Origin of the sequence: Marichromatium bheemlicum (genome assembly GCF_012276755.1) — a bacterium.
GTDB classification, from domain to species: Bacteria; Pseudomonadota; Gammaproteobacteria; order Chromatiales; family Chromatiaceae; genus Marichromatium; species Marichromatium bheemlicum.
On the sequence record NZ_JAAXKX010000027.1, the window covers coordinates 24,943 to 38,221 of the forward strand.

General features: G+C 69.3%; 9 protein-coding genes and 3 tRNA genes. 9 read left to right on the forward strand and 3 right to left on the reverse strand.

The features are described 5' to 3' along the window. Positions 1 to 89 precede the first annotated feature (89 nt). Positions 90 to 1,400, forward strand: a complete 1,311-nt coding sequence (locus HF203_RS14455; protein WP_168670808.1) for an MFS transporter — start codon at positions 90 to 92, stop codon at positions 1,398 to 1,400. Between the two features lie 137 nt (positions 1,401 to 1,537). Here the strand turns inward: HF203_RS14455 and HF203_RS14460 are convergent. Beyond that, positions 1,538 to 1,614: transfer RNA gene (locus tag HF203_RS14460), tRNA-Pro, on the reverse strand. Positions 1,615 to 1,626: 12 nt separating this feature from the next. Then, the gene (locus tag HF203_RS14465) at positions 1,627 to 2,595 is read right to left on the reverse strand and encodes a polyprenyl synthetase family protein (RefSeq protein ID WP_168670809.1); all 969 of its coding nucleotides are present in this window, start codon (positions 2,593 to 2,595) and stop codon (positions 1,627 to 1,629) included. 409 nt (positions 2,596 to 3,004) lie between these two features. Between HF203_RS14465 and rplU the strand changes: the two genes are divergently transcribed. The 6 genes from rplU to HF203_RS14495 all read left to right on the forward strand — a co-directional run bounded on the left by rplU (position 3,005) and on the right by HF203_RS14495 (position 6,241). Then, positions 3,005 to 3,316 carry a 50S ribosomal protein L21 gene (rplU, locus tag HF203_RS14470; protein WP_168670810.1) on the forward strand — a complete coding sequence of 104 codons (312 nt, stop codon included), beginning with the start codon at positions 3,005 to 3,007 and terminating at the stop codon, positions 3,314 to 3,316. Positions 3,317 to 3,329: 13 nt separating this feature from the next. Next, positions 3,330 to 3,587: a 50S ribosomal protein L27 gene (gene rpmA, locus HF203_RS14475; protein WP_168670811.1), complete on the forward strand. Its 258-nt coding sequence runs from the start codon at positions 3,330 to 3,332 to the stop codon at positions 3,585 to 3,587. A 146-nt stretch (positions 3,588 to 3,733) separates the two neighbouring features. Beyond that, positions 3,734 to 4,825, forward strand: coding sequence for an Obg family GTPase CgtA (gene cgtA / locus HF203_RS14480; RefSeq protein WP_168670812.1), 1,092 nt, complete (start codon positions 3,734 to 3,736; stop codon positions 4,823 to 4,825). Positions 4,826 to 4,828: 3 nt separating this feature from the next. Next, the gene (gene proB, locus HF203_RS14485; protein ID WP_168670813.1) at positions 4,829 to 5,953 is read left to right on the forward strand and encodes a glutamate 5-kinase; all 1,125 of its coding nucleotides are present in this window, start codon (positions 4,829 to 4,831) and stop codon (positions 5,951 to 5,953) included. A 71-nt stretch (positions 5,954 to 6,024) separates the two neighbouring features. Further along, positions 6,025 to 6,098: transfer RNA gene (locus HF203_RS14490), tRNA-Cys, on the forward strand. Positions 6,099 to 6,156: 58 nt separating this feature from the next. Continuing rightward, a tRNA-Leu gene (locus HF203_RS14495) sits at positions 6,157 to 6,241 on the forward strand. Between the two features lie 127 nt (positions 6,242 to 6,368). Here the strand turns inward: HF203_RS14495 and HF203_RS14500 are convergent. Continuing rightward, positions 6,369 to 6,995, reverse strand: coding sequence for a hypothetical protein (locus HF203_RS14500; RefSeq protein ID WP_168670814.1), 627 nt, complete (start codon positions 6,993 to 6,995; stop codon positions 6,369 to 6,371). Positions 6,996 to 7,259: 264 nt separating this feature from the next. Between HF203_RS14500 and HF203_RS14505 the strand changes: the two genes are divergently transcribed. Both HF203_RS14505 and HF203_RS14510 read left to right on the forward strand, forming a co-directional pair. Beyond that, positions 7,260 to 12,635: an alpha-2-macroglobulin family protein gene (locus tag HF203_RS14505; RefSeq protein WP_168670815.1), complete on the forward strand. Its 5,376-nt coding sequence runs from the start codon at positions 7,260 to 7,262 to the stop codon at positions 12,633 to 12,635. Positions 12,636 to 12,643: 8 nt separating this feature from the next. Next, on the forward strand, positions 12,644 to 13,279 hold a 636-nt coding region (locus tag HF203_RS14510), incomplete at its 3' end, for a transglycosylase domain-containing protein (protein WP_343043936.1).

A 13,279-nucleotide genomic window follows, 5' to 3' on the forward strand; every position in this document is an offset into this window, starting at 1 on the left:
TGGCGGCTGGCGGCTGAAAGCTGAATAATGCCGCTTTGTCCATCAACCGCGACCGCGCTGTGTGAGCGCCGGCCCGAGACTCAGTATCCATGTCCGAACACGCCAAGACCTATCGTATCGGCCCGATTCATCTTGCCCCCGAGATCAGCCTGCGCCACGGCTGGACCTTCATGGTCGTGGCCTTCTTCTCGATCGGGCTGATGGTCTTCGTCTCCATTGGTCAGACCTACATCCTCAACGAGCATCTCGGCATCCCCGAATCGAGCCAGGGCCGGATCAGCGGCAACCTGGTGTTCCTCACCGAGATCGTCACCCTGTTGCTGTTCCTCCCCGCCGGGGTGCTGATGGACCGCCTCGGACGGCGTACCGTCTATGGTGTCGGTTTCCTGCTGTTGGCGCTGACCTATGTGCTCTACCCCCTTGCTACCTCGGTGGAGATGCTTTACGGCTTCCGGGTGATCTATGCGCTCGGCGTGGTCGCCGTCGCCGGGGCGCTGTCGACGGTGCTCGCCGACTATCCCGCCGAGCGCTCGCGCGGCAAGCTGGTGGCCCTGGTCGGGGTGCTCAGTGGGCTCGGCGTGGTGATCGTCAGTCAGGGGCTGGGGGCGTTGCCCAAGGTGTTCACCAACGCCGGTCTCGACGGTGTCGAGGCCGGGCGTCTGACGCACTTCATCATCGCCGGGTTGTCGGCGGCCGTCGCGGTGCTGGTCTTCTGGGGACTCAAGCCGGGTGTTCCGACCCGGCACGATGCGCGCCCGGGGGTACGTACCCTGTTCGCCAGCGGTTTTGCCCAGGCGCGTAATCCGCGCATCCTGCTTGCTTATGCCTCGGCCTTCATCGCTCGGGGGGATCAGTCGGTCAATGCGACCTTCATCATCCTCTGGGGGACGCTGGCGGGTAAGGCGGCGGGGATGGAGGCGGCCGAGGCGGTGCTGGCCGGGACCGTGATCTTCGTCATCACCCAGCTCTCAGCGTTGGTTTGGGCGCCGCTGCTCGGTCCATTGCTCGATCGCATCGATCGCGTCACCGCCATGGCCCTCTGCATGGGGCTGGCCGCACTCGGCAACCTGGCGCCGCTGCTGCTCGACGACCCGTTGGCGCGCATCGGTATCCTCTTCTTCATCCTGCTCGGGATCGGCCAGATCAGCGTCTTTCTGGCCGGGCAGTCACTGGTCGGTCAGGAGGCGCCGGCGGCGCAGCGTGGCTCGGTGCTCGGGGCCTTTAACGTCACTGGAGCGATCGGCATCCTGTTGATCACCCTGGTCGGGGGCTATCTCTTCGACCATGTCGATCCGCGTGCGCCCTTCGTGGTCGTTGGTACGATCAACCTGCTGCTGTTGTTCGCGAGTCTCTATGTGCGTTGGCGCCATCCCCAGGTCGGGGGCGCCGAGCAGCGTTGAGTGACGCCGATGACCGGGGTGCGCCCCGGTCATCCGTGTTGGCGCCCGCTGCTGGTTGATGTCTAGGGGCGGGAGGTCGAGCGGCGATCGGGCACAAAAAACCGGCACGAGGCCGGTTTTTCTGATCTAGCGGAGATTGGTCGGGGTGACTGGATTCGAACCAGCGACTTCTGCCTCCCGAAGACAGCGCTCTACCAAGCTGAGCTACACCCCGATATCGGGAATCTTAATACGACCGGCTGACGGCAAAGTCGGCCAGCGTTGCCATGGCTTCACGTGCGGGACTCGGGTCGAGGATCTCGAGTGCCTTACGGGCCTTTGCGGCGTGCCGTTTAGCAAGATCGCCAGTATATGCAATTGCGTCGGTGGATGCAATAGCCTCGATGACCGAATCGATCCGCTCGCGACCACCGTGCTCGATGCAGTCGCGCAGCATCGTACGCTGCTCGGGGGTGCCGACGGCCATGGCGCGGATCAGCGGCAGGGTGGGCTTGCCCTCATCGAGGTCGTCGCCGACGTTCTTGTCGAGCGCGGTGTTGTCGGCGCTGTAGTCGAGCGCGTCGTCGATCAGCTGGAAGGCGATGCCGAGATTGAGACCATAGCTGGCGACCGCTTCCTCGGCCTCCGGCGAGACCCCGGCGAGGATCGCGCCAAGTCGGGTGCCGGCGGAGAACAGGGTGGCGGTCTTGCGCTCGATGACCTCCATGTAACGCGCCTCGTCGGTGTCGGCGTCACGCGCGTTGAGCAGCTGTAGCACCTCGCCGGCGGCGATGCGGTTGGTGGCGTGTGCGAGCACTTCCATCACGCGCATGCTGCCGACGTCGACCATCATCTCGAAGGCGCGCGAGTAGAGGAAGTCGCCGACCAGTACGCTGGCCTCGTTGCCCCAAACGGCGTTGGCCGTCTCGCGGTTGCGACGCATCTCGGAGTTGTCGATGACGTCGTCGTGGAGCAGGGTCGAGGTGTGGATGAACTCCACGATCGCGGCCACATCGATATGATGTTGGCCGCTGTAGCCGCAGGCGCGAGCAGCGAGCAGCACGGAGAGCGGTCGCAGCCGTTTGCCGCCGCTGTTGACGATGTAGTGACCGATCTGGTTGATCAGGACGACATCGGACTCGAGCCGACGCAGGATCAGGGCATCCACCGCCTTCGAATCGTCGGCGACGGGGTGTCGAATCGTGGAGAGGTCCATTCGTATGCGGGGTCTATCGATGATGACGGCGGATGCTAGGTGCGGGGCACCGAGCTGTCAAGGAGGGCGCGGATCGCTCGGGCGTCCTCCCACGGCAACGGAAACGGGTGTGCTGGCGGGATCCCGGTTTGTCCGGATTCCTGTGGCCTGAGGGCGCCGCAGTGGTGTTTCCGGGCCCTGGGTGGCCGCCTCCGGTCGATCCGGGGGTCAGCCGTTTCAGCGTCCAATCTGCCAATTGAGATCGGGCGCGTCAAGTCGCAGTGATCGTGTGCGCGATTCGTGCCACATCTCGGTTGGGATCGGCGTTGACGCGCGTCAACCGCTTGGGGTAGGATTCCGCTTCTTTGTTCCGGCGCGGAGCTGCGAGCTGCGTCGGCTATTTCCGAATTATTCTGGGGATCTGCTGATCATGTACGCGGTCATTCAAACCGGTGGAAAACAATACCGGGTTTCGGAAGGCGACACCCTCAAGGTCGAGAAGCTCGCCGCCGAAGAAGGTTCCAATGTTGATTTCGAGGTGCTGATGATCGCTGACGGCGACACCGTCAAGGTCGGCAAGCCCTTCGTCGAGGGCGGCAAGGTGAGCGCCGTGGTCGAGTCGCACGGTCGTGGCGACAAGGTCTCGATCATCAAGTTCCGTCGTCGCAAGCATCACCTGAAGCGTCAGGGCCACCGCCAGTGGTTCACGTCGCTCAAGATCACTGGCATCAACGCCGGCTGAGGAGAGATTACCGATGGCACATAAGAAAGCAGGCGGTAGTTCGCGCAACGGCCGCGATTCAGAGTCCAAGCGTCTTGGCGTCAAGGTCTTCGGTGGTCAGCGTGTCAGCGCCGGCGCCATCATCGTGCGTCAGCGTGGCACCCAGTTCCACAACGGTGTGAACGTCGGCTGTGGTCACGACCACACCCTCTTCGCCCTGACCGAAGGTGTCGTGAAGTTCGTCACCAAGGGTCCGCAGAAGCGTAAGTTCGTCACCGTGGAAAGCGCCTGATCCGCGTACGGGTCCGACCTCGGATCCGTCTCTTCCGTGGAGACCGCGCAGCCTCGTCCAGGTGACGAGGCTTTTTTCGTTTCTGCCGCCCCGTCAGGGTGTGCGCTCACGGCCCCGGCATCGGCAATCGCACAACGGATCATCGTATGAAATTCGTCGACGAGGCATATATCCGGGTCGAGGCCGGAGATGGCGGTAACGGCTGTGTCAGCTTCCGCCGCGAGAAATACATCCCCAAGGGCGGCCCCAACGGCGGCGATGGTGGTGATGGTGGCAGTGTCTATCTGCTCGCCGACAACAACCTCAATACCCTGGTCGATCTGCGTGATCAGCGGATCCATCGCGCCGAGCGTGGCCAGAACGGCATGGGTCGTGACATGACCGGGCGCAGTGGCCAGGACCTGGTGATCCAGGTCCCGGTCGGTACCCGGGTGTTCGAGCGCGATACCGGTGAGCTGATCGGCGAGTTGCTGACCTCGGGCGAGCGGTTGCTGGTCGCCCAGGGCGGCTTCCACGGCATCGGCAACGCCCGTTTTAAGTCGAGCGTCAATCGCACCCCGCGCCAGTCGACCCCGGGGACCCCGGGAGAGCGCCGCGATCTCCAGCTCGAGCTGATCTTGCTCGCCGATGTCGGGCTGGTCGGCTTCCCTAATGCCGGCAAGTCGTCGCTGATCCGCCAGGTCTCGAGTGCGCGGCCACGCGTGGCCGACTACCCCTTCACCACCCTCCATCCCAACCTCGGAGTGGTGCGTCTCGGGCGCGAACGTAGCTTCGTCATCGCCGACATCCCCGGGCTGATCGAGGGCGCAGCCGAGGGGGCGGGGCTCGGTACCCGCTTCCTCAAACACCTGGCGCGTACCCGGTTGCTGTTGCACTTGGTCGATGTGGCGCCGCTCGGCGATCATGCTGATCCCTATGACGAGATCCGCAAGGTCGAGGCCGAGATGCGTGCCTTCGGCGGTGAGCTGATCGACAAGACGCGCTGGCTGGTGCTCAACAAGGTCGACCTGCTCGACGAGGAGGCCTTTGCTGCCCGTCGCGCGGCCCTGCTCGAGCGGCTTGATTGGCAGGGTCCAGTCTATGCTGTCTGCGCCCTCAGCGGTAAGGGCTGCGAGCGCCTGATGCAGGACCTGATGAACCACCTAGAGCAGCTGCGTGCGGCCGAGGCCGGGTCGGCCTCGACGACCTCGGCACACGAGGATGATGCCCCCGAGGATGACTGGCACCCCCTGGATTGAGCGATGATCTCTCGCGAGGAACTCCCTGGGACCCAACGTTGGGTCGTCAAGATCGGCAGCACCCTGCTGACCCGTAACGGTCGTGGTGTCGGGCGTGATCTGCTCGAACCCTGGGTGACACAGATGGCCGCCCGTTGTGCGGCCGGTGCCGAGGTGGTCTTGGTGTCCTCGGGGGCAGTGGCCGAGGGTATGGCGCGGATGGGTTGGCAAGCGCGTCCGCGCGCGCTCTACGAGCTGCAGGCGGCGGCGGCGATCGGCCAGATGGGCCTGGTGCGCGCCTATGAGGACTGCTTTCGCGATCATGGGTTACGTACCGCCCAGGTCCTGCTCACCCGTGACGACCTCTCCAACCGGGTGCGCTATCTCAATGCCCGCAGCACCCTGCGCACCTTGATCCGTTACGGCGTGGTGCCGGTGATCAACGAGAACGACACCGTCGCCAATGACGAGCTGCGCTTTGGTGACAACGATACCCTCGCCGCACTGGTCGCTAACCTGATCGAGGCCGATCTGCTGGTGCTGCTCACCGACCAGAACGGCATCTTCGATCAGGATCCGCGCGGTAACCCCGAGGCGCGGTTGATCACCGAGACCTGGGTCGATGACCCCATGCTCGATCAGGTTGCCGGTGGTAGTGGCTCCGGGCTGGGGACCGGCGGCATGATCACCAAGGTGCGTGCGGCGCGCCTGGCGGCGCGCTCCGGCACCCCGACGGTGATCGCCCCGGGAACAGGCGAACGGGTGCTGGAGCGCATTGGTGCGGGCGAGTCAGTCGGTTCCCTGTTGATTCCTTTCCAGGGACCGCAGGCGGCGCGCAAGCAGTGGATCGCCGGTCAGCTCCGGGTGCGGGGCCGGTTGGTCCTCGATGCCGGTGCGGTGCGGGCGCTGCGCGAGCAGGGTACCAGCCTGCTCGCCGTCGGGGTCCGGGTCGTCAATGGCGCCTTCAAGCGTGGCGAGGTGGTTGCTTGCGTCGATGAGCAGGGCAGGGAGGTCGCGCGCGGGCTGGTCAACTACGATGCCGACGCGGCGCGCCTGATCCAGGGGCATTCGTCGCATCAGTTCGCCGAGATCCTCGGCTATGTCGATGATGACGAGCTGATCCACCGCGACAACTTGGTGTTGCTCTGAGGACAGTCGCCGAGCGCGGGCGACAAAGGGGGTGACAATTCCCTCGCAAGTCTTTATACTGCGCTTTCTCTGGCTGAGTGGCAGAGTGGTTATGCAGCGGCCTGCAAAGCCGTGTACCTCGGTTCGATTCCGGGCTCAGCCTCCATTCTCTTGTTTGTGCAGTCCCCGTCGAGATCACGCTTGGGCCCTGTCGCCCCGCACCCGCCCGGGTGGCGAAACTGGTAGACGCAGGGGACTTAAAATCCCTCGACCTCGGTCATGCGGGTTCGAGTCCCGCCCCGGGCACCATCCCCATTGATTTTCTCCGCACCCTTTGGTCTGTACCGATCGGCGCCAGCGCATGCCTGGCATCGCACCTCGGCGCGTGTCCCGAACCGTCTCGTCCGCGATCACGGACGAGACGGTTGGTCGGGCCTCAGCCGCGCGCGGCGCGTCCGCGTTTGGCCATGATGGCCCCACGCATGGCGATCAACACGAAGAGGTTGGCGACGAAGGCGACCAGGGCCGCGGCGATGATCATGGTCATCGGCTTGTCCTGGGCGTTGGCGACACCGAAGGCATCGCCAACGGTGGTGAGGATGGCGCTGTTGGCCGGGTCGGCGACGAGATAGGCGCAGCAGACGATGAAGGCGCCGAAGAACAGCATCTTGGTGTCGAGATAGAGTCCAGCGAGCAGGGCGCCGAGGGCGAGCAGATAGAGCTGAACCAGGTTGTATTGCTCGGCGCTGAGCGTGTCGCGGATGCCATGGTCGTAGAGCAGCCACAGCAGACCCGCGATCGCTCCCCAGTGCAGGAGTTGTTTGATCAGGTAGAAGAGGCGTGAGTGGTCGAAGGCATAAGCCTGGCCCCAGCCCGAGATGATCGAGATGAAGGCGACCACCGGGAGGAAGAATTCCCAGTACTGGGTGGTGGCGGCGAGATCCTCACGGGCGAAGAACACCAGGATCACTGCGGCGACGTAGAGAAAGAGCGATGGCAGGATGGCAACCATCAGCGGGGATTGCTTCGATTTGACCTCTGGCGAGGCTGCTGACTTTGACACGACTGACCCTCCTTGCAAGTACGGGTACTGTGTAGTGAGTGGCCGATGGCCGGATCGATCACGCCATTCAGGCCATCGATTGCGTCAAGCGTCCTGGATCTTAACCCTTACTGAAACTAAGTTTAAGGGGCGCGCGTGCCTCGATCGCGATCGACCCCGTGCGGATGGCTTATTTGACCTGAGTGAGTGGTCGCGCGCCTTTACCGCTCCCCGGACTCTGGCTAGAGTCTCACCGTTGGCGCCAGTTGCAAACGGGGGACGCGGATGAAGGGCCTGATCGGGATGCTACGGGTGATGCTGCTGCTGTCCTGGCTGCTGGCGACCGGCGGTGCCGTCGCCCAGGGGTTGGTACTCAGTCCCGGCGTCGATTATTTCGGTGCCGACCTGCGTACCCTGGAGTCGGTCCCGCTCGATGGCTGCGAGCGCGCCTGCGCCGACGACCCCGACTGTCTCGCCTTCACCTACGACCAGCGCTCCGGCTGGTGCTTCCTCAAGTCCGGTCCCGGCGAGGCGCGCGCTGCGCCGGGCGCGCGCTCGGGCTATCGCCCGGGACTGCTCTGGGACGCCCCTGGGGCCCTGCCCGAGACGCTCGCCTTCATCCCCCCCGATGCCCGTGCCCTCGCGCGCGAACAGGCGCGCGCCCTGGCGCTCGAACCGGCCCCCGGCCAGGGGCTGGCCACGCTGGCGCGGGCGGCGCCGGGCGAGACCCCGGCACAGCGCCGGGCGCGGCTGCGTGCGCTGTTGCGGCTGGCCCCGGCCGATGCGGCGGCGTGGCGCGCTCTGGCTGAGACCGCGCTGGCAGTGGCCGCCGAGGACTGGCGCGCGCGCGACGAGGCGCTTGCCGCAGCACTCAACGCCGCGCGCCTGACCCCGGAGGACGGCGCCACGCTGGCCCTGCTCGGGCGCGCCTTCGCCGCGCGCGAGTCGTGGCCCGAGGCGATCCGTGCCACCCGCGCCGCGCTCGCCCTGCACGAGGATGCGACGCTGCGCGCCGAATACGCCCGCCTGCTCGCCGAGCACGGCTTTCGGGTGCTCGATCATGCCATCGACGCCGATGCCGCCGCCCCCAGGATCTGTGTGCGCTTCAGCGAGCCGATCGCCCGCGACCGCGCCGAGATCGGCGACTTCGTGCGTGTCGATGGCAACCCCGATCTCGCCCTCCAGCCCGAGCGCGATCAGCTCTGTCTCGATGGCGTGCGCCACGGTCAGGGCTATCGGGTGCGGCTGCGCGCCGGGTTGCCGAGCGCCGCCGGCGAGGTGCTGGCCCGCGACGTCGACCTCGACCTCTATGTCCGCGACCGCGCCCCGCTCGCCCGCTTCCAGTCGCGTGCCTATGTCCTGCCGCGCGGCAGCGGCGCGCGTCTGCCGGTGGTCTCGGTCAACAGCGCGCGTCTGGCGCTCGAACTCTACCGGGTCGACGACCGCGCGCTCACCCAGGTGCGAGAGGAGGGCCTGTTCGAGCGCCAGCTCGATCGCTGGTCGCGCGAGCGCATCGCCGAGCGTCTGGGCTCGGCGCTGTGGTCGGGCAGCGTCGCGGTCGATGCCCGTCGCAACCAGGAGGTGAGCACCGGCATCCCGCTCGACGAGTTGGTCGAGCGCTTCGAGCCCGGGGTCTATCTGCTCACCGCACGCCCGCAGGAGCTGTCCGCCGAGCGTGACGGGGCGCTGGCGAGCCAGTGGTTCGTGGTCTCAGACCTGGGGCTGAGCGCGCTCACCGGCGCCGACGGGCTGCACGTCCTGGTGCGCGCCCTGGGCACGGCCGAGCCGCGCGCCGGGGTGCGGCTGCGGTTGCTCGCGGTCAACGACCGGGTGCTCGGCGAGACCCGCAGCGACGCCGCGGGCTATGCCCGCTTCGCCCCCGGGCTGCTGCGCGGTCGCGGCGGCGATGCCCCGGCGCTGCTGGTGGCCGAGGCCGAGGAGGCGGCCGGCGACTACGCCTTCCTCGACCTCGCCCGCGCCCCCTTCGACCTGCGCGATCGCGGTGTCGCCGGGCGCCCGCCTGCCGCCGCGCTCGACGTCTTCCTGAGCAGCGAGCGCGGCGCCTATCGTCCGGGTGAGTCGGTGGTGCTCACCGCGCTGGTGCGCGACCGGCTCGCCGCCGCCGTCACCGGGTTGACCACCACCCTGGTGGTGGAGCGCCCCGACGGTCATGTCGCCCGGCGTCAGCGGCTCGACGACCAGGGCGGCGGCGCCTACCGTGCCCGCGTCGCGCTCGCCGACACCGCCATGCACGGCACCTGGCGTGCCCGTCTCCACGCCGACCCCGAGGGCCCGGCGCTGGCCGAGGTGGCCTTCCTGGTCGAGGACTTCGTCCCCGAGCGTGTCGAACTCGTCGCCGAGCTGCCGCCCGGTCCGCTCGACCCCGCCGCGCTGCCCGATCTCGGGCTGGAGGCAAGCTATCGCTACGGTGCCCCGGGCGCGGGGCTGCAGCTCGACGGCGAGCTGCGGGTGGTCGCCCGCGACCAGCTCGAGGCCGCGCCCGGGTTCCATTTCGGCCTCGCCGACGAGGACTTCACCCCGCTTGGTGCGGCGCTGCCGACGCGCCGCGCCGATGCCGCCGGTCGGGCGCGGATGCCGTTGGTGCTCCCCGAACTCGACCCCACCACCAGACCGCTGGCGCTGACGCTGCAGGTGCGCGCGAGCGAGGACGGCGCGCGCCCGGTCGAGCGCCGGCTGACCCGCGCACTGCGTGATCCGGCGCCCAGGCTCGGCGCGCGCGCGCTCTTCGATGACCGGGTCGAGAGCGGCGCCAGCGCCGCCTTCGAGCTGATCGCGCTCGACCCGGGCGGCGAGCGGATCGCCGTCGAGCGCGCGCGTTGGACCCTGGCGCGACTCGAGACCCGTTTCCAGTGGTATCGCCTCGACGGTCGTTGGCGCTACGAGCCGATCGTCACCAGCCGGCGGGTGGCCAGCGGTGAGCTGGCGCTCGACGCTGGGACGCCGGCGCGGCTCGAGACCGTCGTTGATTGGGGCAGCTATCGCCTGAGCGTCGAGGACGAGGACGGTCTGGCGCTGCCGGTCGCGCTCGACTTCGACGCCGGCTGGACCACCGCCCCCGGGCGCGAGGACACCCCGGACCTGCTCGGCGTCACCCTCGATCGTCCCGGCTATGCCGTCGGTGATCGCGCACGGGTGCGGCTCGAGCCGCGCTTCGCTGGCACGGCGACGGTGCTGGTGGTCGGTGAGCGGTTGCTGGCGCGCCGGCAGGTCGAGGTGCCCGCCGAGGGGTTGACCCTGGAGCTGCCGGTCGAGGCCGAGTGGGGCGCCGGGGCCTATGTCTGCGTGCTGCTGCACCGCCCGCTCGATGCCGCCGCCGGGCGCATGCCGGGGCGCGCCATCGGGTTGCGCTGGGCGGCGGTCGACCCCGGTGCGCGTCGCCTCGGTGTCGCCATCGAGGCCCCGGCGCTGGCGCGTCCGCGCGCGCCGCTGGAGGTGACGCTGCAGGTCGCGGGCGCGATCCCGGAGGAGCCGGTCCACGTCACCCTGGCGGCGGTCGATACCGGCATCCTCGCGCTCACCGATCATTCGACCCCGGCCCCCGACGACTGGTACTTCGGGCAGCGTCGTCTCGGCACCGAGATCCGCGACCTCTACGGTCGGTTGATCGACCCGTTCGGCGCCACCCCGGGCGTGGTGCGCAGCGGTGGCGACGGCGGCATCCTCGAGCGCCGCGCGCCGCCGCCGACCGAGCCACTGCTGGCGCTGCAATCGGAGATCCTCGAGGTCGACGCCGAGGGGCGCGCGCAGGTGCGACTCGCGCTGCCGCAGTTCGAGGGGCGAGTGCGACTGGCGGCGATGGCCTGGTCGGCCGACGGGGTCGGGCACGCCGCGCGCGAGCTGCTGGTGCGCGATCCGGTGAGCGTGCGCGCCAGCCTGCCGGCGCTGCTCGCCCCGGGCGATCGCAGCCGTCTCGGGCTGGAGCTGACCGCCTTCGAGGGGGTGAGCGGCGCGGCCCGGGTCGAGGTCACCCCGCTCGGGCCGTTGCAGATCCCGGCCGCGGCGCGTGGTCATGATGTGGTGCTCGCGCCCGGTGCGCCGGTGGTGCTCGACCTGCCGTTGAGCGCCACCGCGGCGGGCGAGGGGGCGCTGCGGGTGTGGCTGGTGCCGCCCGTGGGTGCGCCGATCGAGCGCCGTTTCGCGCTCGAGGTGCGCGATCAGCGCGCCGCGACGCTCAGCCGTCGCTGGCATCGTCTCGCTCCGGGCGAGCGCTGGCGGCCCGCCGCCGACGCCCTCGCCGGGCTGGCGCCGGCGGGCGCGAGCCTGGTACTCGCCGATGCCGCGATGACCGGTATCGATGTCGCCGGGCCGCTGCTCGCGCTCGATCGCTATCCCTATCGCTGTACCGAGCAGCGGGTCAGTCGCGCCCTGCCGCTGCTCGCGCTCGCCGATCGGGCGCGCGCGCTGGAGGCGCCGCGCGAGGTCGCGGCGCGACTGACCGAGACCCTCGCCGAGGTGCTCGCCAGTCAGCGCGCCGACGGCGGCTTCGGGCGCTGGGGGCAGGACGGCGGCTCGGCCTGGCTCGATGCCTATGTCAGCGACTTCCTGGTGCGCGCCGAGGCCCACGGGCTGGCGGTGCCGACGCCGGCGTTGACGCTGGCACTCGACAACCTCGCCAACCAGGTCGCCTATGCCCCGGAGTTCAGCCACGGCGGCGAGTCCCTGGCCTATGCCCTGGCGGTGCTGGCGCGCGCCGGGCGCGCCGATCTCGGCGACCTGCGCTATTACCTCGACGCCCGGCTCGAGCACTTCGCCACACCGCTATCGCGCGCCCAGCTCGGTGCCGCGCTCGCCCGTTATGGCGAGCAGGAGCGCGCCGCGCGCGCCTTCGCCAGCGCGGTGGCGATGACGCCGCCCGGTGACGCGGACGGCTGGCGTGAGGACTACGGCTCCTGGCTGCGCGATCGCGCCGGGGTGATCGTGCTCGCCGCCGAGTCCGGGGTAGCGCTGGAGGCGCCGGCGCAACTGCTCGCCGGACTCGATCCCGAGGGCGCGCTCAGCACCCAGGAACTCGCCTGGCTGGCGCGCGCCGCCGGAGTGCTCTCAGGTCCCGATGACGAGGGCGTGCTGCCGCTACGCCTCGACCCCGCCGCGCTCGCCGCCGCGCCCTGGATCGAGAACTCGGGCGAGGGTCCGCTGACCCTGGTCGAGACCCGGATCGGGGTGCCCGAGGGTGCGGTCGCCGCCGGTGGCGTCGGCTATCGCATCAGTCGCCACTATCACGACCTCGACGGTCGCGCGCTCGACCCCGCCGCGCTGGTGCAGGGGCAGCGGCTGGTGGTGGTGCTCGATGTCGAGTCGAGCCGGGCGCGGCGCGGACGCCTGCTGGTGGTCGACCCGCTGCCCGGCGGGCTGGCGATCGACAGCCCGCGGCTGCTCGGCGGTGACGGAGCCGCCGGGCTCGACTGGCTGGGCGAGACGGTGGAGTGGCCGTTGCACCAGTCCTTCGGGCGCGACGCCCTGGTGGTCGCGCTCGAGCGTGACGAGGCGCCACCACGGCGCTTCCGTCTCGCCTATCGCGCCCGCGCGGTCGCGCCCGGGGTGTTCACCCTGGCCCCGGCGCGGGTCGAGGACATGTACCGACCGCGACTGCGCGGCTGGGGCGCGAGCGGCGAGCTGCGGGTGGCGCCGCCGGCGCCCTGAGTCGACCGGTGCGGCGCTGGTGGGGCATCGCGGCGGGGCTCGCGCTGCTGCTCGGTGGCCTGAGCTGGCTGCTCGGCGGTACGGCGCCAGGGCTCGAGGTCCCGGTTGCGGTCGAGGTGCTCGATCGCGACGAGCGACTGCTGCGTGCCTTCCCCGTCGAGGACGGGCGCTGGCGGTTGGCGACCTCCGCCGCCGCACTCGATCCGGACTATCTCGCCCTGTTGTTGACGATCGAGGACCGGCGCTTCGACCGTCACCCCGGCGTCGATCCGCGCGCCCTGGTGCGCGCGGCCTGGCAGTGGGCCACACGCGGTCGGATCGTCTCCGGTGGCTCGACCCTGACCATGCAGCTGGCGCGGCTGCGCGCCGGCCACCCGACCCGCACCCCGGCGGCCAAGCTCGCGCAGATCCGCGCCGCGCTGGCGCTCGAACGCGTCTATCCGAAGTCGCGCATCCTCGACGCCTATCTGACCCTGGCGCCCTTCGGCGGCAACCTCGAGGGCGTGCGTGCCGGCGCCCTGGCCTGGTTCGGCAAGGAACCGCGTCGGCTCGATCTCGCCGAGGCCGCGCTGCTGGTGGCGCTGCCCCAGGCGCCGGAGGCGCGGCGTCCGGACCGCTGCTCGATGAGCGCCTGGGGCTCAGGA

Bases quoted from the DNA above. Each gene is read 5' to 3' on its own strand.
- HF203_RS14455 (WP_168670808.1), top strand. From the start codon at position 90: ATGTCCGAACACGCCAAGACCTATCGTATCGGCCCGATTCATCTTGCC.
- HF203_RS14465 (WP_168670809.1), bottom strand. From the start codon at position 2,595: ATGGACCTCTCCACGATTCGACACCCCGTCGCCGACGATTCGAAGGCG.
- rplU (WP_168670810.1), top strand. From the start codon at position 3,005: ATGTACGCGGTCATTCAAACCGGTGGAAAACAATACCGGGTTTCGGAA.
- rpmA (WP_168670811.1), top strand. From the start codon at position 3,330: ATGGCACATAAGAAAGCAGGCGGTAGTTCGCGCAACGGCCGCGATTCA.
- cgtA (WP_168670812.1), top strand. From the start codon at position 3,734: ATGAAATTCGTCGACGAGGCATATATCCGGGTCGAGGCCGGAGATGGC.
- proB (WP_168670813.1), top strand. From the start codon at position 4,829: ATGATCTCTCGCGAGGAACTCCCTGGGACCCAACGTTGGGTCGTCAAG.
- HF203_RS14505 (WP_168670815.1), top strand. From the start codon at position 7,260: ATGAAGGGCCTGATCGGGATGCTACGGGTGATGCTGCTGCTGTCCTGG.